This window comes from Streptomyces spinoverrucosus, from assembly GCF_015712165.1.
GTDB classification, from domain to species: Bacteria; Actinomycetota; Actinomycetes; order Streptomycetales; family Streptomycetaceae; genus Streptomyces; species Streptomyces spinoverrucosus_A.
This window is the reverse complement of the sequence record NZ_JADPZX010000001.1, coordinates 2,597,473-2,616,479: the sequence shown is the minus strand read 5'-3', so window position 1 is coordinate 2,616,479 and position 19,007 is coordinate 2,597,473. Positions and strand designations below refer to the sequence as shown.

Genomic DNA, 19,007 nt, shown 5'->3' with positions numbered 1-19,007 from the left:
GCCCCCGTAAGGGTTAGGAGGATATCGGGGCGCTGACGGTTCCCTCCAAGAGCAGGTAAAAAACGTGACGAACCCGAGGCGTCGCCAGGTGAACGCCTGAGTTCACTAGGCGTCCCGCCGCTTCAGCAGCGCGTAACCGCCGACGAGTGCCGAGGCCACCCACAGTGCCATGATCCCCAGCCCGCCCCAGGGGCTGTATGGGCTGTCGTCGCCGGGCGGGGTCACCACCTGCATGATCTTGCTGCCGGCCTGGTCGGGCAGGTACTGGCCGACTTCCTTCGTCGCCGAGACATTGCCGAGGATGTTGGAGATCAGGAAGAAGAACGGCATCAGGATGCCCAGCGACAGCATCGGCGAGCGCAGCATCACGGCGACGCCCATCGAGAACATGGCGATGAGGGTCATGTAGAGCCCGCCGCCGATCACTGCGCGCAGCACGCCCGGGTCACCGAGGTCCGCCCTCAGGTCGCCCAGCATGGCCTGCCCGAGGAAGAAGGCGGCGAAGCTGGTGGCCATGCCGACGACCAGGGCGAGCAACGTGGCGACGGCGATCTTGCTGAACAGGAAGGTGCCGCGCTGCGGTACGGCGGCCAGTGAGGTGCGGATCATGCCGGTGCTGTACTCGTTCGAGACGACGAGCACCCCGAACACGATCATCGCCAGCTGACCGAGGCTCATACCCGCGAAACTGATGAACGTCGGGTCGAAGGAGAGCCGGCCGGCCTCGTCCAGGTTCTCGAACTCGCTCTTCGACAGCGCTGAGATCAGCATCCCCAGCGCGATGGTGACGACCACGGCGAGGGACAGCGTCCACACCGTGGACGCGACGGAGCGGATCTTCGTCCACTCGGACCGGATGACCTGGGTCGCCGCCATGTCAGCCCTTCCTCCAGTCGTTGCCCCTCCCCCAGACTCCGTCTGGGGGCACCCCCAGCCGCCGCTCGGCCGCCGGGTCGGAGTGCGCGTGGTACTCCACCGACTCCGCCGTCAGCCGCATGAACGCCTCCTCCAGGGAGGCCTGCTGGGTGCTCAGCTCGTGCAGCACGATCTGGTGCTGCGCCGCCAGCTCCCCGATCCGCTCCGCTTTGCCCCCGTCCACCTCGAACGCCCCGCTGCCGGTCTCCACCACCGTGAGCCCGGCGCCGTGCAGCACATCGAGCAGCCGCTCGCGCTGCGGGGTGCGGATCCGGACGTAACTGCGCGAGTTCTGCGCGATGAAGTCGGCCATGGACATGTCCGCGAGCAGCCGGCCCTGCCCGATGACGACGAGGTGCTCGGCCGTCAGCGCCATCTCGCTCATCAGATGGGACGAGACGAAGACCGTACGGCCCTGCGCGGCCAGCGTCTTCATCAGGTTGCGGATCCAGTGGATGCCCTCGGGATCGAGCCCGTTGACCGGCTCGTCGAACATCAGGATCCGAGGGTCACCGAGCAGCGCGCCCGCGATGCCGAGCCGCTGACCCATGCCGAGGGAGAAGCCCTTGGCCTTCTTCTTCGCGACCGCGGTGAGGCCGACCGTGTCGAGGACCTCGTGCACCCGCTGCCGGGGGATGCCGTTGGCCTGGGCCAGGCACAGCAGGTGGTTGAAGGCGCTGCGCCCGCCGTGCCAGGCCTTTGCCTCCAGCAGGGCGCCGATGTACTTCATCGGGTCCTTGAGCTGGTCGTAGTGCTTGCCGTCGATCCGGACGTCCCCGGCGGTGGGGTGGTCCAGGCCCAGAATCATGCGCATGGTGGTCGACTTGCCGGCGCCGTTGGGACCGAGGAAGCCCGTGACGATGCCCGGTCTGACGGTGAACGTCAGTTGGTTCACCGCGACCTTCTCGCCGTACCGCTTGGTCAGCCCCGCCAGCTCGATCATGCGGCCACGCTAAAACGGCACAAAGCCCTCTGCCACCTGAGTGGCAGAGGGCTCCGCAGGTGTTCAGCAGCTGTACGCCGGGTGGTTACCGGGACTGCTGCGCGGGCACCCCGCGGGTGATCGGCTCGTCCTCGGCCGGCGAACCGGCCGCGGCCACCGCGGCGCCGGTGAGCGTGGCGAGCATCTCGCGCACGTTCGTCAGCTGGGCGTTGATCGAGTCGCGGCGGTTGGTGAGGGCGGCCAGCTCGCGCTCGGATTCCGAACGGATGCGGTCGGCCTTGGCGTTGGCGTCGGCCACGATGTCCTCGGCCTGGCGCTGGGCCGTCTCCACCGTCTGGCGGGCGCGGCGCTCGGCGTCGGTGCGCAGCTTCTCCGCCTCCAGGCGCAGCTGCTCCGCGCGGTGCTCGATCTCCGCGAGACGCTTCTCGGCCTTGGCCTGACGGGATGCCAGGTCGCGCTCGGACTGCTCGCGACGCTTGGCGAGGTTCGTCTCGAAGTCGGCTGCGGCCTGCGCGGCCTTGGCGCGGGTCTCCTCGAAGAGCGCGTCCGCCTCCTCGCGCTTGGACTGCGCGTCCTTCTGCGCCTCGGCGCGCAGCTGGGAGGCGTCGCTCTTGGCCTTCTCGACGATCCGGACGCCTTCGTCCTCGGCCTTGGACTTGCGCTCCGCCGCGAACGCCTCGGCGTCGTTGCGCACCTGCTGGGCCGCCGACTCGGCGAGCTCACGGTGCTGCTCGGCCGCGCGGCGGGCCTCCTCGCGCAGGTCCTTGGCCTCCTCCTCGGCGAGGCGGAGAATCTTCTCGACACGTGCGCCGAGACCCGCGTACGACGGCTCGGCGTCGTTGACGGCGGCCTGGGCGTTCTGGGTCTCGAGGTGGAGCTCCTCGATGCGCTTTTCCAGAGCGGTGATGCGGGCGAGAGCGCTGTCACGGTCGGAGACGAGCTTGGAGATACGTTCGTCCACCTGAGCGCGGTCGTACCCACGCCGCACAAGCTCGAAGCCGTAGGGGGAAGTGTCGCTCATGGGGTTCCTGTCGAATGAGACCGGTGAGGTGATAGGTGGAATCCTAGGGGCCGAAGCGGTGTGTCATCGAGCGGATGCGTGTTTGATCTGGAGAATGACACCCCTTTTGAGTGGCTAACCGCAGGACTGCTTGCCAAAGACCACGCCGAAGACTTGGTCAAAGCCCCCAGAAGACACCGGAATCCACCCTCGCCGCTAGCTCTCCGACGACTTGCCACCCGAACGAGGGGCGCCGACCGTCGCGCCGGCCTTGACCGTGTTGTCCTTGGCGGCTGACGGTGTCTCAAAGGACTCCAGGGCCTCCAGGACGTCCTGCACGCGGGAGATCTCGGCGTTGATGTCCTCGCGACGGCGCACCAGGACCTCCAGTTCGCGCTTGCCCTCCTCGACCGTGCGCTTGGCCTCCTGGATCGCCTCGGCCTTGAGCTCCTCGGCCTCCTTCACGAGCGCCGACTTCTTCTGCTCGGCCTCCTTCAGCAGCCCCTCCGCCTTCTTCACGGCGGCGATGCGCACCTTGCCGGCCTCGGAGTTGGCCTCCGACACCAGCTCCTTGGCCTTCGCCTGCGCCTTGGCCAGCTGCTCCTCGGCGGCCTTGATGAGCGCGTCGCAGCGGTCGCCGGTCGACTTCATCGTCTCGGCGGCCTCCCGGCGGGCCCGCTCGTGCAGCTCCTCGATCTCCGCGGTGATCCGGGCCCGCAGCTCCTCCGCCCGCTCCCTGATCGCGGTCGCGTCCCGGCGCGCGCCGACGAGGAGTTCGTCCGCGTCCGTACGGGCCTTCTCCACCAGCCCGTTGCCCTCGACCGTCGCCTCGGACACCAGCCGGTCGGCCTCGTTGCGGGCCGCGCCCACCATGGTGTCGGCCTGCGCCTCGGCGTCCGCGGTCGTCTTCAGCGCCTGCTGCTGCGCCTCGCTGAGCAGCTTGTCGGCCTCGGCGGTGGTCTCCGTGATGAGCTTGTCGACCTGCTCGGCCGCCTCCGAACGCCGCTTGTTGGCGTCCTTGCGGGCCTCGTCCAGCGTCCGCTCGGCCTCCTCGCGCGCGGCCGTGGTGACCCGCTCCGCCTCATGGGCGGCGTCCGCCTTGACCCGCTCGGCGTCGGTGCGGATCCGCTCAGCGTGCTGCTGCGCCGACCCGACCGTCTCGGCGGCCTCGGCACGCAGCCGCTCCGCCTCGCCGCTCGCGTCCCCGACCAGCCTCTCGGCCTTGGCGAGCGCCTCGGCCCGCACCCGGTCCGCCTCCGCGACGGTCTCCGACTGCAGCCGCTCGGCCTCGTTGCGGGCTTCGGTGATGAGGGTGTCCGCCTGCGTCGCCGCGTCCGACCGGATCCGGTTGGCGTCCTCTCGGGCGTCCGCACGCGTGCGTGCCGCCGCCTGGTCGGCCTCGGCGATGGCGTCCGACGCCTCGGTGCGCACCCGCTGGGCGTGCTCGGCCGCGTCGGAGCGCAGCCGCTCGGCCTCCGCGATCGCCTCCGCCATGGTCCGCTCGGCCAGCGCCTTGGCGGCCTGGGACTCCTCGCTCGCCTCCCGCCGGAGCCGGCCCGCGTCCTCGGCGGCCCGCTCCCGCTCGGCGTAGGCGTCGGCGCGGACCCGGTCCGCCTCCTCCTGCGCCTCCCGCCGCGTACGGTCCGCCGCGTGCTCGGCGGCGTTGCGCAGCCCGGCGATCTCCTCCTGCGCCTGCTCGTGCAGCCCGACGACCGAGTCCCGTACCTGCTGGGCGTGCTGCTCGGCCGCCGACACCATCTCTGTGGCGCGCCGGTCGGCCTCCTCCACCAGGCGCACGGCCTCGGCCTGCGCCTCCTCCACGCGCTTGCGTGCCGAGGCCAGCAGTTCCTCGCTCTGCTCGCGGGCCCGCTCGCGCTCCTGGTCGGCCTCGTGGCGGGCCGCGCCGAGGAGTTCCTCGGCCTCGCGGCGGCGCCGGGCGGCCTCCTCCTGCGCGGCGGCCAGCGTCTCGGACGCCTCCTGCGCCAGCCGCTCGGCGGCGGCCTGCGCCTCGGCCCGTACCCGGTCGGCGGTGTCCTGGGCCTCCGACTTCAGCCGCTCGGCCTCCGCCGCGGCCTCCGACCGCAGACGTACGGCGACGGCCTCGCCCTCCGCCCGGGAGGCGGACGCGTCGGACGCGGCCTCGTCACGCAGCCGTTCGGCCTCCGCCTCGGCCTGCGCCTGGAGCGTACGGATCCGCTCGGCCGCCTCGGCGCGCAGCCGCTCGGTCTCCTCGGCGGCCTCGCGACGGATGCGCGCGGCCTCCTCACGGGCGTCGGTCAGCGCCTGCTCGGCGGCGGCGAGCCGGGCCTCCGCCTCCGTGTGCAGCCGCGTCAGCTCCTCGGCGGCCTCCGCGCGGCGGGACTCCACGGCCCGCTCGGTCTCCTCGCGCAGCTCCCGCGCGGCCCGCTCGGCGTCGGCGCGGATGCCCTCGGACTGCTCAAGGACCTCCGCGCGGTGCCGCTCGGCCTCCTTGCGGGTGCGCTCCAGCGTCTCCTCGGCCTGCCGGCGCAGCGTGGTCGCCCGCTCGATGGCCTCGGTGCGGACCTTCTCGCTGTCCGTGGTCGCGCTCTGCCGCAGCTCGTCGGCGTCGGCCTTCGCCTTGGCGAGCAGCTCCTCGGCGGTCCTGGCCGCCTCCTCGATCTGCGCCACGGCCTGCTTGCGGGCCTCCGCGCGGATCTTCTCGCCCTCGGCGACCGCGTCGGCGCGCAGTTGCTCGGCCTCGCCGCGCAGCCGCCGTGCCTCCTCCTGGAGTTCGACGGTCTTGGCGCGGTACTCCTTGGTGTCGTCCTTCGCCGCGCCCTTGAGCTGCTCGGCGATGTCGTGCGCCTCGGCGCGCAGCCGGTCCGCCTCGGCCTCCGCCTCGCGGCGGATCCGCTCGGCCTCCTCGGTGGCCGCCTTGGTGGTCTTCTTGGCGTCCTCCGACGCCTTGTTGAGTACGTCGTCGGCGGTCCTGGCCGCCTTGGACAGCTGGCTCGCGGTCTCCTCGGCGGTGATCGACCGGGCCTTCTCGGCGGCCTCCGCGACGATCTTCTCGGCCTCGGCGCGGGCGTCGGCGACGACCTGCTCGGCCTCCGCCTTGGTGGTCTCGGCCTCCTTCGTGGCCTCGCTGACGAGACGGGCGACCTGCTCCTTGGCGGTGCGCGTGCGGGTCTCGTTCGCCGCCTCGGCGCCGGCGAGGGCCTTGGCCGCGGCCTCCTTGGCCTCGGTGACCAGCTTCTCCGCCTCGGACTGCGCCTTGCGCAGGGCCTCTTCGGCCTCCGTCATCCGCTGCTCGGCGGCCCGGCTCAGCTCGCTCGCCTGACGGCGGGCGGCGTCGGACTCCGAGACCGTGGACGTCCGCAGCTGCTCGGCGTGCTCGGTGGCCTCCTGCGCCTGCGTGGAGGCGGCGTTCAGCAGCCGCTCGGCGTCCGTACGGGCCCGGCGCAGCAGCTGCTCGGCCTCGGCGCGGGCGGCCTCGGCCTCGCTCTGCAGCCGCTGCCGGGCCTCGGCGGTCAGCCGCTCGGCCTCCGCACGCGCGGCGGCCATGGCCTGCTCGGCCTCGGTCCGCGACTCCTCCAGCAGCCGGCGGGCCTGCTGCTCGGTGCGGGCGCGCAGCTGCTCGGCCCAGGCCACGTTCTCGTTGACGTGCGACTCGACGGTCTGCCGGCGCTCGGCCAGCTCCTGGTCGAGCTGCTGCCGGCGGGAGACGGCCTCGGCGTGCAGCTCGGCCTGGAGCCGGGCCGCCTGCTCGGCGTGCTCCTGGAGGATCCGCTGGGTCTGCGCCCGGGCCTGACTCAGCTCCCGGTCGGCGTCCGCCCGGATCTGGTCCGCCTGCATCTGGGCATTGCGCAGCAACTGCTCGGCCTGATAGCCGATGTCGGCGCTGTCATAGGCAGGCCGGGTCATGAGCGTGCGCCGCGCCTCGTGCAGCTTGGCGCGCAGCACCTCGACCTGGTAGCCGAGGTCCTCGGCGTGCTGGATGGCCTTTTCCCGCTCGGTCTTCAGCCGCTTCATCTCGGCTTCGAACCGAGTGAGGTGGTCGACGTCAGCCGCCGGCTCTCGCTCCTGGCTCTCGTAGCCCCGCACTGCGCGGTCCCATCCGTCCCCTGGTCGCAAGTCTCTCCAAACGAGCTCCGTCCATCCGCCGAACGGGGCCCCCGGGGAATGGTGTCAGATCAACGGCGGAGCATGGGCTGCTGCCCCGACGCTCGTCCCCCGAAACCCGGACCCCGGTCGGCCCGCCGACAAGGGCGGCAGGCCTCGGTCGCCCTGGAAGGAGCGGCGACCGCCCCCAACCCTACCGGCCCATATGTACGAGCATCAGTGCTCAGGTGACTCAACGGGCGCCGAAGTGACCAGTTCTGTCAGGACGCCGTGACAATCCTTGGGGTGCAGGAAGGTGATCCGTGACCCCATGGAGCCGCGCCGGGGCTCCTCGTACAGAACGCGTACGCCCTTGTCCCTGATCGCGGCCGCGTCCCCGTCGACGTCCGCCGTACCGAAGGCGATGTGGTGGACGCCCTCGCCGTTCTTGGCGAGCCACTTCGCGACGGTGGAGTCCTCCCGGATCGGCTCCAGGAGCTGCAGGTACGAGGATCCGCCGTCGGACGTATCGTTGATCTTGAGCATGGCCTCGCGCACGCCCTGCTCTTCGTTGACCTCGGTGTGGAACACCTCGAAGCCGTAGGTGGCCCTGTAGAACTCGACAGTCGCGTCGAGGTCGTGGCAGGCGATCCCGATGTGGTCGATTCGCGTCAGCATGGATTCAGTGCAGCGCTCCGGAGGTGGTTACGCAACGTGCGCGCGATCACACCGACAGCCCGATGACGCGATCGAGTACCGGTCAGTACATTCGAAGTAAACCCTCGTTCACTCCTCGGCCAGTGCAGGCCGGAAAAGGGGATCGCAGCTCATGTCTTCTGCAACGAACGGCTCGACCTCCGTCATCGTCGCGGGCGCCCGTACCCCGATGGGGCGGCTGCTCGGCTCGCTGAAGTCCTTCTCCGGAGCCGACCTCGGCGGCTTCGCGATCAAGGCCGCCCTCGACCGTGCGGGGATCGGCGGCGACCAGGTGCAGTACGTGATCATGGGGCAGGTGCTCCAGGCCGGGGCGGGCCAGATCCCGGCGCGCCAGGCCGCGGTCAAGGCCGGCATCCCGATGAGCGTCCCGGCGCTCACCATCAACAAGGTGTGCCTCTCCGGCCTCGACGCCATCGCCCTCGCCGACCAGCTGATCCGCGCCGGCGAGTTCGACGTGATCGTGGCCGGCGGCCAGGAGTCCATGACGAACGCCCCGCACCTGCTGCCGAAGACCCGCGAGGGCTACAAGTACGGCGCGGTCCAGATGCTCGACGCGATGGCCCACGACGGCCTGACCGACTCCTTCGAGAACATCGCCATGGGCGAGTCGACGGAGAAGCACAACACGCGCCTCGGCATCGCCCGCCCGGTCCAGGACGAGATCGCCGCCCTGTCCCACCAGCGCGCCGCCGCCGCGCAGAAGAACGGCGTCTTCGAGGCCGAGATCACCCCGGTGGAGATCCCGCAGCGCAAGGGTGAGCCGGTCGTCTTCAGCAAGGACGAGGGCATCCGCGGCGACACCACGGCCGAGTCGCTGGCCAAGCTGCGCCCGGCGTTCGCCAAGGACGGCACGATCACCGCGGGCTCCTCCTCGCAGATCTCGGACGGCGCTGCCGCCGTCGTGGTGATGAGCAAGGCCAAGGCCGAGGAGCTCGGTCTGGAGTGGATCGCGGAGATCGGCGCGCACGGCAACGTCGCGGGCCCCGACAACTCCCTGCAGTCGCAGCCGTCCAACGCCATCCGGCACGCCCTGAAGAAGGAGGGCCTGGAGGTTTCGGACCTCGACCTGATCGAGATCAACGAGGCCTTCGCCGCCGTCGCCGTGCAGTCAATGAAGGACCTCGGGGTGTCCACCGAAAAGGTGAATGTCAATGGCGGCGCCATCGCCCTGGGTCACCCGATCGGGATGTCCGGCGCCCGCCTCGTCCTCCACCTCGCGCTGGAGCTGAAGCGGCGCGGCGGCGGGGTCGGCGCGGCGGCGCTGTGCGGTGGCGGCGGCCAGGGTGACGCGCTGATCGTGCGGGTACCCAAGTCCTGACCAGTCGTCGGTCTGTCGTGTCGGTGATCTGAACGGAGCTGTGATGCAGGACGTCTCCACACTGGTGGCCCAGGCGAGGGAGGGCCGGCCGCGTGCCGTGGCCCGGCTGATCTCCCTGGTGGAGGGGGCGTCCCCGCAGCTCAGGGAGGTCATGGCGACCCTGGCCCCGCTGACGGGCGGGGCCTACGTGGTCGGCCTGACCGGCTCCCCGGGCGTCGGCAAGTCCACCTCGACCTCGGCGCTGGTGACGGCGTACCGCAAACAGGGCAAGCGGGTCGGCGTCCTGGCGGTCGACCCGTCGTCCCCGTTCTCCGGCGGGGCCCTGCTGGGCGACCGGGTCCGGATGTCGGAGCACGCCTCCGACCCCGGCGTCTACATCCGCTCCATGGCCACCCGGGGCCACCTCGGCGGCCTGGCCTGGGCCGCGCCGCAGGCGATCCGCGTCCTGGACGCGGCGGGCTGCGACGTGATCCTGGTGGAGACGGTGGGCGTGGGCCAGTCGGAGGTGGAGATCGCCTCGCAGGCCGACACCTCCGTCGTCCTCCTCGCCCCCGGCATGGGCGACGGCATCCAGGCGGCCAAGGCCGGAATCCTGGAGATCGGCGACGTCTACGTCGTCAACAAGGCCGACCGCGACGGCGCCGACGCCACGGCCCGCGAACTGAACCACATGCTCGGCCTCGGCGAATCCCGCGCCCCCGGCGACTGGCGCCCACCGATCGTCAAGACGGTCGCGGCACGGGGTGAGGGCATCGACGAGGTCCTGGAGGCGCTGGAGAAGCACCGCGCCTGGATGGAGGAACGGGGCGTCCTGACCGAACGCCGCCTGGCCCGCGCCTCCCGCGAGGTCGAGACGATCGCGGTAACTGCCCTGCGCGAACGCATCGCCGACCTCCACGGCGACCGCCGCCTGAGCGCGCTGGCGGAGCGGATAGTCGCCGGGGAGCTGGATCCTTATCGGGCGGCGGATGAGCTGGTGGCGGGGGTGACGGACGGGGCATGACTCAGCGCCGGTCGGCAAAACTCAGCCCGTCCGGCGTTTGAGGACGAGGCCCGTTCAGGGCCGAAGCGGGGGTCCGGGGGCAGCGGCCCCCAGACCCCCGCCCCCACGGACGGTCAGTCCTCCCCGCGGTCGTCACCCCGGTCGTCGTCACTGTCGTTGCCGTCACTGTCGTTGCCGTTGTCGTCGTCGCTGTTGTCGTCGTCCTGAACCTGCTGCTTGCCCCGACCGTCGTCGGCGTGGCCGTCACGGCCGTCCCGGTCGTCCCGGTCGTCGTCCGCACGGTCCGCAGTGACCTGCCCCGACTTCAAGTCGACGTTCCAGTCACCGCGCTTGCCGTCGTCGTCGCGGGTCTCCACGTCCCACGACTGAACCCGGTCGTCGTCATCCAGGTCGACCGACGTCACGAACCCCTTAGCGGACGCGGCGTTCGCCGCCTCCATCGCCGTGACCCCGGTGCCCTTCAGCGCGGCCCGGTCGTCCCGGTCGTCGTCATCGTCCCGGTCGGTCTCCGTCCCGAGCACCTTCCCCGACGCCGGGTCCACGTGCACCGTGTACGAGGTCGTGCCCTGACCCAGCACCTCGACCTCCCAGCCCCGCCGGTCGTCGCCCCGGTCGTCACCGTCGTCGCTGTCGTCGTCGGAGTCGTCGGATCCGTCGTCGTCCAGCTCCGCCGACACCGCGGTCCCCGGCCGCGCCTTCAGCGCCGCCTCGATGGCCTCCGCGGCCGTCACCTTCGCGCCACGCTCGCCGCCGCCGCTGCCGTCGTCGTCCCGCTCACCGACGTTCACCGCGTCGGCGGACGCGGACGCCGACGACGTACCCGCTGTCCCCGACGTGTCGCCGCCACCACCCGCGAACGCCAGCGTCGTACCACCGCCGATCACGGCAGTCGCGACCACGGCGGCGATGACGATGTTGCGCTTCATGGGTCCTCCCCGAGTTGGCTTGTCGTTTCGACGTCCACCACGCTGCCGTCCGCCGCCTGAAGCCAGGCTGAAGCCACCTGAAGATCGCTTCAGGTTCCGTTTGCGACCCTTGGGGCATGCGGCTGCTGATCGTGGAGGACGAGAAACGCCTCGCGCTGTCCCTGGCCAAGGGCCTGACGGCGGAGGGCTACGCCGTGGACGTCGTCCACGACGGCCGGGAGGGCCTGCACATGGCGACCGAGTCGCCGTACGACCTGATCGTCCTCGACATCATGCTCCCCGGCATGAACGGCTACCGCGTCTGCTCCGCCCTGCGCGCCGCCGGCAACGACGTACCGATCCTGATGCTCACCGCCAAGGACGGCGAGTACGACGAGGCGGAGGGCCTGGACACGGGCGCCGACGACTATCTGACCAAGCCGTTCTCGTACGTCGTCCTGGTCGCCCGCATCCGGGCCCTGCTGCGCCGCCGCGGCCAGCACGGCGCCTCACCGATCCTCACGGTCGGCCCCCTCCGCGTCGACACCGCCGCCCGCCGGGTCACCCGGGACGGCGACGAGTTCGCCCTGACCGCCAAGGAGTTCGCCGTACTGGAGCAGCTCGCGGTGCGGGCCGGCGAGGTGGTCTCCAAGGCGGAGATCCTGGAACACGTCTGGGACTTCGCCTACGAGGGCGATCCGAACATCGTCGAGGTGTACGTCAGCGCACTGCGCCGCAAGCTGGGCGCCGGGCTGATCCGGACGGTGCGCGGCGCCGGGTACCGGCTGGAGGCGCCGAGATGAGACGCCTGTTCGGTTCCGTGCGGGCCCGGGCCACGCTCGGCGCCACCGTCGTCGTCGCCGTGGCGCTGGTCGCCGCGGGCGCCGCCGTACTGCTCTCCCTGTACTCCAACCTGACCGAGCAGGCCGGTACGGAAGCGGAACGCTCGGCGCGCGCCGTCGCGGCCGACCTGGCCGGCGGCAAGCCGTACGACCAGTTGTCCCTGGACGACGACGACCGCCCCGTCCAGGTCGTCGACGAGGACGGCCGGCTGGTCGCGGCCAGCGAGGGCCTGGAGCGGATCTCCGGCACCGGAACGGACGCCGTACGGCCCGAGAAGCGGACGCCGCCCGCCCGCGAGCCGGGCACCGGTTCCGGCGACGACGACTCGGACGATGCGGACGACGCGGACTACTCCGACGACTCGGACGACGACTCCTCCGACGACTCGGACGACGACTCCTCCGACGACTCCTCAGGGGGCGCCACCCTCCAGCCGGGCGAGATCGCCGAGGACGCGTCCATCACGGACGGCTCCGCGACGATCGACGGCGAGTCGGCGGACTACCGCTTCGCCGAGGTGGCGGTCGAAGTCCCCGGCCAGGGCACGTTCACCGTGTACGCGGGCGGTCCGCTGGCCGCCGAGCAGAACGCCGTGAGCACCGCGCAGACCGTCATGCTGATCGGCTTCCCGCTGCTGCTCGGTGTCGTCGCCGGCGTGACCTGGCTGGTCACAGGGCGCGCGCTGCACCCGGTCGAGGGCATCCGGCGCGAGATGGCGGAGATCACCGCCTCCGAGGACCTCACCCGACGGGTCCCCGAACCGGGGACCCACGACGAGGTCGCCCGCCTCGCCCGCACCACCAACGAGACGCTGGCCGCCCTGGAGACCTCGGTGGAACGCCAGCGGCGTTTCGTCGCCGACGCCTCGCACGAGCTGCGCAGCCCCATCGCCTCCTTGCGCACCCAGCTCGAAGTGGCCGCCGCGCATCCGGAGTTGCTGGACCTGGACGGCGCGGTCGAGGACACGGTACGACTGCAAAGGCTCGCCGCCGATCTGCTGCTGCTCGCCCGGCTGGACGCGGGGGAGCGGCCCACCGACACCCGGGTCGACCTGGCTGAGCTGGCGCGTGAACAGGCCGCGGGCCGCAAGGGCGTGACGGTCGAGGCGGAGTCCCTCGAAGTGGCCGGATCGCGCGGTCAACTGGGGCGGGTGCTGGCCAACCTGCTGGACAACGCCCAGCGGCACGCCCGCTCGGCGGTCACCGTGGCCGTACGGCGGGACGGGGACCGGGCGGTCGTCCAGGTCGTGGACGACGGGGACGGCGTACCCGAGGTGGACCGCGAGCGGATCTTCCAGCGGTTCGTACGGCTGGACGCGGCCCGCAGCCGGGACGAGGGCGGCGCCGGTCTGGGCCTCGCCATCGCCCGTGACGTGGCCGCCCGCCACGGCGGCACCCTCGCGGTCCATGACGCGCCGGCAGGCGGCGCCCTGTTCGAACTCCGCCTGCCGCTCGCCTAGGGCCTGCTGGTTCAGGGGCGGCCTCGGTGCCCGCGCAGATGTTCCGCGATGGGCTTCAGGGCCTTTTCGAGCTCCGTGAGGGACTCGGGGGGCAGCAGGTCGATGAAGTGCCTCCGTACGGACGCCACATGGTGGGGAGCGACCTTCTGCATCGTCTCCATGCCGTGGTCGGTGAGCACCGCGTACAGCCCGCGGCGGTCGGACTCGCAGTTCTCCCGCCGCACCAGGTCGGCGTTCTCCATACGGGTGATCTGGTGCGAGAGGCGGCTCTTGGACTGCAAGGTGGCGGAGGCCAGGTCGCTCATCCGCATCCGCAAATCGTCCGACTCCGAGAGATTCACCAGGATCTCGTAGTCGTTCATCGTCAGGCCGAACGGCTGCAGGTCCTTTTCGAGCTGGTACGTCAACAGCCTGTTGACCTCCAGGTGGGTGCGCCAGGCACACTGCTCCGCATCGGTCAGCCAGCGCGTGGCCGTCTCGGTCTCCATGAATGAAGTCTACCTAAGAGGTTGAAATGTGAACTACTGAGGGTGGTGTGACAGTGCGCACGCGTTCGACGTCACACTCCGCAGACTACCGCTCACAGCCCGAAGCGACGCTGGAGGTCCCCCAGCTGTCCGGGAAGGCGCGGTGCGCCGGCTTGCGTCCCGTGCCCTCCGGTCACCCCGCCACCGCCGGGCACACCGGCCTGGTGCGGGACCGTCCCCGTGGCCTGCTCGGCCATCAGGGTCTCGGTCGACTGGAGCAGCACCGTACCCGCTCCCGCGAACTCGAACTGATGCTCCTCCCCGGAGGCCCCGCCGAGGCCTGTCATCGCACGTAGACCGCCCATTACGCCCGTCATGTAGCCATGGTCGTAGTGGTGGCACGGCGAGGGGCAGTCGGCCCAGCCGACAAGCGCTTGCGGGTCCACCCGGATCGGCGGCTCCATGAACACCACCGGACCGTTAGATGCGGCCACGAACTTTCCGGTTCCGATGAGCGTGAGAAAGCCCGGCACGATCGACTGCTTCAGTGCCAGAGTTGGCTGAAAAGCGAGCAGGTTGCCCGAGCGAATGGTCAGATTGCCGTCCTCCAGGTCGTACGAATTCACGTCGAAGGCCCGGTCGGCGAGGAGCATCTTCCCCGAGCCCTCCGCCACGACCCAGTCCGCGGCGTGCAGAGGCGAATGGAACGACGTACGGACAAGTCGGTCCAATCGCCCGTGCCCCACGCCGTTGAACTCGATCGAGCCGTAGTAGGCGATCATCTTCCCCTTCTGCAGGAACCACTGGCTCCCCTTGAGCTCCACGCAGAAGGTGTACGCGTTCACGTTGTCGTCGGCGGGCAGCGTCACCGGGTCGTGCACGACGGGCCCGGCGCCCGGGGTTCCGTAGGTCACAGCTTCTCCTCCGAGGCCTGGACGTACACCGCGCCGCTGCCGCTCAGCTCCAGCTGGAACGCCTCGCCGGAGCCGCGCCCCACCATGTCCCGCCAGCCCAGCGCGGTCGACAGCTTGTTGCGCACGTCGCCGTGGTGGGCGACATAGGCCTGCGGGTCGACGTGCACCGGCCGCTGCGGGCTGATCGGAATCTCGAACACACCGCCATGAGCCATCACGGCCACGGCCCCATGCCCCTTGAGCGTGGTCGTGAACAGTCCCTGCCCGGTGACCTGACCCCGCACCATCCCCATGACCCCGCCCTGCGCGCCCATGAACATCGTCCCCTGCTGCAGGCTCCCCTCGAAGGCGAGCAGCCGGTCGGCCTCGACGCAGAGCGTGTCCCCGGCGAGGTTGATCACCTGCACGTGGTGCCCGCCGTGCCCGAACAGCACGGTGCCGCTGCCCTCGACGGTCATCAGGGGCGTGTCCTCGTTCGCGACCCGCCGTCCGATCATCGACATGATCCCGCCCTGCCCACCGCTCATGTTGGGCGTGAAGGACACCTCGCCCTTGTAGGCGAGCATGGCGCCGCGCTGACTGAACAGCCGCTGCCCGGGCATGACGGTCGCCTCGACCATCTTCGAATTGACCTCGCGGAAGCCCATGTCACACGTCCCCCGCGATCGTGTTCCGCTCACTGGGCTGGACGTACACGAGCCCGTCCCCCTCGAACCGCATCTGGAAGGCCTCGCCCCCACCCTCACCGATCAATGTGCGAAACGTCACACCGGACTGGAACGACTGCCGCAGATTCCCCTGATGCGCCACATACGCCCCCGGATCCACGGTCAGCGGATACTGCGCGCTCACCCGCAGCACCACAGCCGGCCCGTCCGACATGATCGCCGCCTGCCCGTGCCCCTCGACGGTCGTCGTGAACAGCCCGTTCCCCTGCGAGGCGCCGCGCAGCCCCGTGAAGGACGTGCCGGTGCGCAGCCCGCCGTCGGTCGCCAGCAGGTTGCTCGACTCCACGTACAGCTTGTCGCCCCGGAGACTCACCAGGTTGATCTCCGAGGCCCGGTCCGCGAACCAGCACGTCCCCTGCCCCTTCACCTCCATAAGGGTCATCTGCTCACCGGTGATGCGCCGGGTCACCATCCCCCGTATGCCCTCACCGCCGCCGCTCAGCTTCTTGAAGGCCATCTGTCCGTCGTACGCGACCATCGACCCGTTCTTCGCCTTCACGGCGTCACCGGTCATGTCGACGGCAAGCACCTTGCTGCCTTGAAGTCGGAACATCGCCACGGATGTGAAGGTATCGGCCGATTGGCTCCGCCAACAGGGCCTGTCACCGGAGGTGAACCCGGACCGCACCCCTAGGGGTGCCGGACCCATACCCCCGAGCCCGCCCCCACCCAACCGTTTGCCACAATGGCTGAACGTTTGTGCTTCCGTTCACAAAGCGACCGCGTCGTCAGCGACTCTCCCACCGAAGGTGTCCCGTGGATCTCAAGACCGCCACCGCCCTCCGCCGCCTCCGCCTGGTCTCGGCCCCGGAGGCCGTGTCCTTCCTGATCCTGCTCGTCTGCTCGGTGCTGAAGCGGACCACGGAATTCAACGCGGTCCCCGTGATGGGCGCGATCCACGGCGTCCTGTTCATCCTGTACGTGATCTTCTGGGCCGACGCCTGGAACCGCAGCAAGTGGTCCTTCAGGACAGCCGCCCTCTACTTCGTCCTCTCCGTGCTCCCCACCGGCGGCTTCTTCGCCGAGCGCAAGCTCCGCCGCGAGGCCGAGGACGCGGTGATCGCGGACCGCGCCCGCAAGGAAGGGGTCGTGAACGCGTGATCGTCGCCTTCTCCGTGACGCCGCTCGGCGTCGGCGAGGACGTGGGGGAGTACGTCGCCGACGCCGTCCGCGTGGTCCGCGAGTCGGGCCTGCCCCACCGTACGGACGCGATGTTCACGTCCATCGAGGGCGAGTGGGACGAGGTCATGGACGTCGTCAAGCGCGCCGTGGCCGCCGTGGAGGAGAGGGCGCCGCGTGTGTCCCTGGTCCTCAAGGCGGACATCCGCCCCGGAGTGACGGACGGCCTCACGTCCAAGGTCGAGACGGTGGAACGCCACCTGGCGCAGTAGAACCAGCACCCAGCCCCAACCCCGGCCCAATGGGCCGGGGTTTCCTTTCCCCACCCTTTGAGCGATCGCTCAAATAGGTGTACGGTCATGCTCACACCACTTGAGCGATCGCTCAAAAGACTTGCTGAACTGGGGGATGAAGCAATGGGCGGCCACGGCCTCTACATAGAGACACGCATCCACGCGGACCTGGACACCCTCTGGACGCACACCCAGCACCCCTCCCAGCACCAACGCTGGGACCTGCGCTTCACCGAGATCGACTACCTCCCGCGCGCGGAGGGCGAGCCACAGCACTTCCGCTACGCCACGCGCGTGCTGCCCTTCCTCACCATCGCCGGCACCGGGATCTCGGCGGGCGAGAAGGAACGCCCCGACGGCACGCGCACCTCTGCCCTGCGCTTCGCCTCGCCCCACCCCCTCTCCCTCCTGGCGGAGGGCAGCGGCTACTGGCGCTACGTCCCCGACGGCGACGGCGTCCGCTTCCTCACCGGCTACGACTACCGCCCCCGCTGGGGCGCCTTCGGCGCACTGGCCGACCGCGCCCTCTTCCGCCCCCTGATGGGCTGGGCGACGGCGTGGTCCTTCGACCGCCTCCGCCTCTGGCTGGAGCGCGGCATCACACCGGAACGCGCCCTGCGCAACTGGCTGGCGGAACTGGCCGTACGCGCCACCCTGCTCACCCTCGCCTGCACAGGCCTCGCCGGCGAATCCGTCCTCCACCACTTCGGCCCGCTCGCGGCACCCATGGCATTCCTCTGGCCCCTCCTCCTACTGATCACCGCCTACCTGGCGGTCCTCAAGTCCCCCCTCCCTTGCACCCCCGCGGCCCGCCGCTGCCTGCGCACACCACCCACACGCGCGCGTGCCCCGCGCCTGCTGCACACCCTGGAGACCCCGCGATGACATCGATCTTCTCCAAGGTCATGGGCGCCGACTTCGACCGCCTCCACCCCCAGCTCCGGCGCCGCTTCTCGGTGGGCCTGACCACCGGCGAGGCCTGCACGGGCAGAGGCGTGATGCACCGCATCTGGCACGGCGGCCCCCACGTCAAGCCGTTCCTGGCCCTGGGCACCACCCGCAACATCCTGATCCCGCGCACCGGCCGCAACGTCCCCTTCACCATCGAGAACGTGCCGTACGCCGACACCTACGGCCGTGAGACGGTGACCTTCGTGCGCACCTTCGACCTGCCCGGCCGCCCCCGCCGCTTCGACGCCCAGATGGTCCTGAGCCCCAAGAAGGACCGCATCCTCGACTACCTCGGCACCCACCAGCACCTCGCCACCGACCTCCACTTCAGCGCCGAACCCGACGGCTCCCTCCTGATCCGCTCCGGCGAACACCGCTTCCGCGAGGGTCCCGTCGACGTACGGGTCCCCGACCTGATAGGCGCGACGGCGGAGGTGCGCGAGTCCTACGACGACTCGACGGCCCGCTTCCGCATCCAGGTCAGGGTCGTCAACAAACACTTCGGCCCCCTCTTCGGCTACGAGGGATGGTTCAAGGCGACATACACCGACACCCGCACCTGCGGCATCCGCCCCGGCCTGCGCCCGCTCCGCGAGGAGTCCCGAGCATGAGCCCGGAAACGGCGAAGTCCCTCGAAACGAAAACGAAACTGCTCGAAGGCGCACTGCGCACCCTGACGGAACAGGGCATCGCCAAAACCTCGGCCCGCACGATCGCGGCGACCGCGGGCGTCAACCAGGCGCTGGTCTTCTACCACTTCGGCTCAGTGGACGAACTCCTGGCGGCCGCCTGCCACTACGGCGCGGAACAGGCGGTCTCCCGCTACCGCCTCCGCATGGCCTCCGTGCGGTCCCTCTCCGAACTCCTGGCCATAGGCCGCGAAATCCACGACCAGGAACGACAGGACGGCCACGTCGCCCTCCTCGGCCAACTCCTGGCCGGTGCCCAGACCCACCCCACCCTCGCCCCGGCAACGGCAGCAGGCCTGGACCTGTGGATCACGGAAATCGAAAAGACCCTCACCCGGGTCCTCCCACAAACCCCTTTCAGCGAATTCACGGACCCCAAGGGCCTAGCCCGGGCGGTGGCGGCATCCTTCGTAGGCATCGAACTGTACGAGGGCGTGGACGCGGCGGGCGCCACAGCGGCCCTGGACGCCCTCGAACAACTGGGCGCCCTGGTAGCGGCCCTGGAGACCCTGGGCCCGGTAGCCCAAAAGGCAGTCCGCCACCACCTACGCCGAACGACCCGCTCCTGACGTCAGGCCGACCGGCCATGTCACGGCTTACGGGCACCGGCAGCCCACACCCAGATGCGAGCCGCACTCGCCCACGGCGGGAAGGGGCCGTGTCGGGGGGTGTCCGCCCGCA

General features: G+C 70.5%; 19 protein-coding genes. 9 read left to right on the top strand and 10 right to left on the bottom strand.

Features of this window, described 5'->3' with window-relative positions; all coding sequences use genetic code 11:
* Positions 1-105: 105 nt before the first annotated feature.
* From I2W78_RS11590 to mce, 5 genes are all read right to left on the bottom strand, one after another.
* Positions 106-876 carry an ABC transporter permease gene (locus I2W78_RS11590; protein ID WP_196459262.1) on the bottom strand — a complete coding sequence of 257 codons (771 nt, stop codon included), beginning with the start codon at positions 874-876 and terminating at the stop codon, positions 106-108.
* A gap of 1 nt (position 877) precedes the next feature.
* Positions 878-1,858 (bottom strand): ABC transporter ATP-binding protein, encoded by a 981-nt coding sequence (locus I2W78_RS11585; protein ID WP_196459260.1) that lies wholly within the window; start codon positions 1,856-1,858, stop codon positions 878-880.
* Between the two features lie 85 nt (positions 1,859-1,943).
* Complete coding sequence (locus tag I2W78_RS11580) at positions 1,944-2,879, bottom strand: cellulose-binding protein (RefSeq protein ID WP_196459258.1); 936 nt, start codon at positions 2,877-2,879, stop codon at positions 1,944-1,946.
* A gap of 195 nt (positions 2,880-3,074) precedes the next feature.
* Positions 3,075-6,923, bottom strand: coding sequence for a polarized growth protein Scy (gene scy, locus I2W78_RS11575; protein WP_196459256.1), 3,849 nt, complete (start codon positions 6,921-6,923; stop codon positions 3,075-3,077).
* 234 nt (positions 6,924-7,157) lie between these two features.
* Complete coding sequence (gene mce, locus I2W78_RS11570; RefSeq protein ID WP_171118036.1) at positions 7,158-7,598, bottom strand: methylmalonyl-CoA epimerase; 441 nt, start codon at positions 7,596-7,598, stop codon at positions 7,158-7,160.
* A gap of 151 nt (positions 7,599-7,749) precedes the next feature.
* Here mce and I2W78_RS11565 point away from each other — a divergent pair, with 151 nt between their 5' ends.
* Together I2W78_RS11565 and meaB are read left to right on the top strand one after the other, a co-directional pair.
* Positions 7,750-8,955 (top strand): acetyl-CoA C-acetyltransferase, encoded by a 1,206-nt coding sequence (locus tag I2W78_RS11565; protein ID WP_196459254.1) that lies wholly within the window; start codon positions 7,750-7,752, stop codon positions 8,953-8,955.
* A gap of 43 nt (positions 8,956-8,998) precedes the next feature.
* Positions 8,999-9,958: a methylmalonyl Co-A mutase-associated GTPase MeaB gene (gene meaB, locus I2W78_RS11560; RefSeq protein WP_196459252.1), complete on the top strand. Its 960-nt coding sequence runs from the start codon at positions 8,999-9,001 to the stop codon at positions 9,956-9,958.
* Positions 9,959-10,071: 113 nt separating this feature from the next.
* Here meaB and I2W78_RS11555 read toward each other — a convergent pair whose 3' ends face one another.
* On the bottom strand, positions 10,072-10,884 hold the full coding sequence (locus I2W78_RS11555) for a PepSY domain-containing protein (protein ID WP_196459250.1): 813 nt from the start codon (positions 10,882-10,884) through the stop codon (positions 10,072-10,074).
* A gap of 116 nt (positions 10,885-11,000) precedes the next feature.
* Here I2W78_RS11555 and I2W78_RS11550 point away from each other — a divergent pair, with 116 nt between their 5' ends.
* Both I2W78_RS11550 and I2W78_RS11545 read left to right on the top strand, forming a co-directional pair.
* Positions 11,001-11,666: a response regulator transcription factor gene (locus tag I2W78_RS11550; RefSeq protein ID WP_196459248.1), complete on the top strand. Its 666-nt coding sequence runs from the start codon at positions 11,001-11,003 to the stop codon at positions 11,664-11,666.
* The gene (locus tag I2W78_RS11545) at positions 11,663-13,165 is read left to right on the top strand and encodes a sensor histidine kinase (RefSeq protein ID WP_196459246.1); all 1,503 of its coding nucleotides are present in this window, start codon (positions 11,663-11,665) and stop codon (positions 13,163-13,165) included. The genes I2W78_RS11550 and I2W78_RS11545 overlap by 4 nt, the downstream gene beginning before the upstream one ends.
* 11 nt (positions 13,166-13,176) lie before the next feature.
* On the opposite strand, the gene I2W78_RS11540 is transcribed toward I2W78_RS11545, so the two are convergent.
* From I2W78_RS11540 to I2W78_RS11525, 4 genes are all read right to left on the bottom strand, one after another.
* Positions 13,177-13,653, bottom strand: a complete 477-nt coding sequence (locus I2W78_RS11540) for a MarR family winged helix-turn-helix transcriptional regulator (RefSeq protein WP_196459244.1) — start codon at positions 13,651-13,653, stop codon at positions 13,177-13,179.
* Between the two features lie 92 nt (positions 13,654-13,745).
* Entirely contained in the window at positions 13,746-14,546 is an 801-nt protein-coding gene (locus I2W78_RS11535; RefSeq protein ID WP_196459242.1) for an AIM24 family protein, read from the bottom strand.
* Positions 14,543-15,193 (bottom strand): AIM24 family protein, encoded by a 651-nt coding sequence (locus I2W78_RS11530; RefSeq protein ID WP_196459240.1) that lies wholly within the window; start codon positions 15,191-15,193, stop codon positions 14,543-14,545. The genes I2W78_RS11535 and I2W78_RS11530 overlap by 4 nt, the downstream gene beginning before the upstream one ends.
* 1 nt (position 15,194) lies before the next feature.
* A complete protein-coding gene (locus I2W78_RS11525; RefSeq protein ID WP_196464510.1) occupies positions 15,195-15,827 on the bottom strand; it encodes an AIM24 family protein in 633 nt (210 codons plus the stop codon).
* Positions 15,828-16,030: 203 nt separating this feature from the next.
* Between I2W78_RS11525 and I2W78_RS11520 the strand changes: the two genes are divergently transcribed.
* The 5 genes from I2W78_RS11520 to I2W78_RS11500 all read left to right on the top strand — a co-directional run bounded on the left by I2W78_RS11520 (position 16,031) and on the right by I2W78_RS11500 (position 18,895).
* The gene (locus tag I2W78_RS11520) at positions 16,031-16,375 is read left to right on the top strand and encodes a DUF3817 domain-containing protein (RefSeq protein WP_196459238.1); all 345 of its coding nucleotides are present in this window, start codon (positions 16,031-16,033) and stop codon (positions 16,373-16,375) included.
* Positions 16,372-16,665 (top strand): MTH1187 family thiamine-binding protein, encoded by a 294-nt coding sequence (locus tag I2W78_RS11515; protein ID WP_196459236.1) that lies wholly within the window; start codon positions 16,372-16,374, stop codon positions 16,663-16,665. The genes I2W78_RS11520 and I2W78_RS11515 overlap by 4 nt, the downstream gene beginning before the upstream one ends.
* Positions 16,666-16,809: 144 nt before the next feature.
* Positions 16,810-17,571 (top strand): hypothetical protein, encoded by a 762-nt coding sequence (locus tag I2W78_RS11510; protein WP_196459234.1) that lies wholly within the window; start codon positions 16,810-16,812, stop codon positions 17,569-17,571.
* Entirely contained in the window at positions 17,568-18,248 is a 681-nt protein-coding gene (locus tag I2W78_RS11505) for a DUF4166 domain-containing protein (protein WP_196459232.1), read from the top strand. Before I2W78_RS11510 ends, I2W78_RS11505 begins: the two co-directional genes overlap by 4 nt.
* Positions 18,245-18,895: a TetR/AcrR family transcriptional regulator gene (locus tag I2W78_RS11500; RefSeq protein ID WP_196459231.1), complete on the top strand. Its 651-nt coding sequence runs from the start codon at positions 18,245-18,247 to the stop codon at positions 18,893-18,895. The genes I2W78_RS11505 and I2W78_RS11500 overlap by 4 nt, the downstream gene beginning before the upstream one ends.
* The last annotated feature ends 112 nt before the right edge of the window (positions 18,896-19,007 follow it).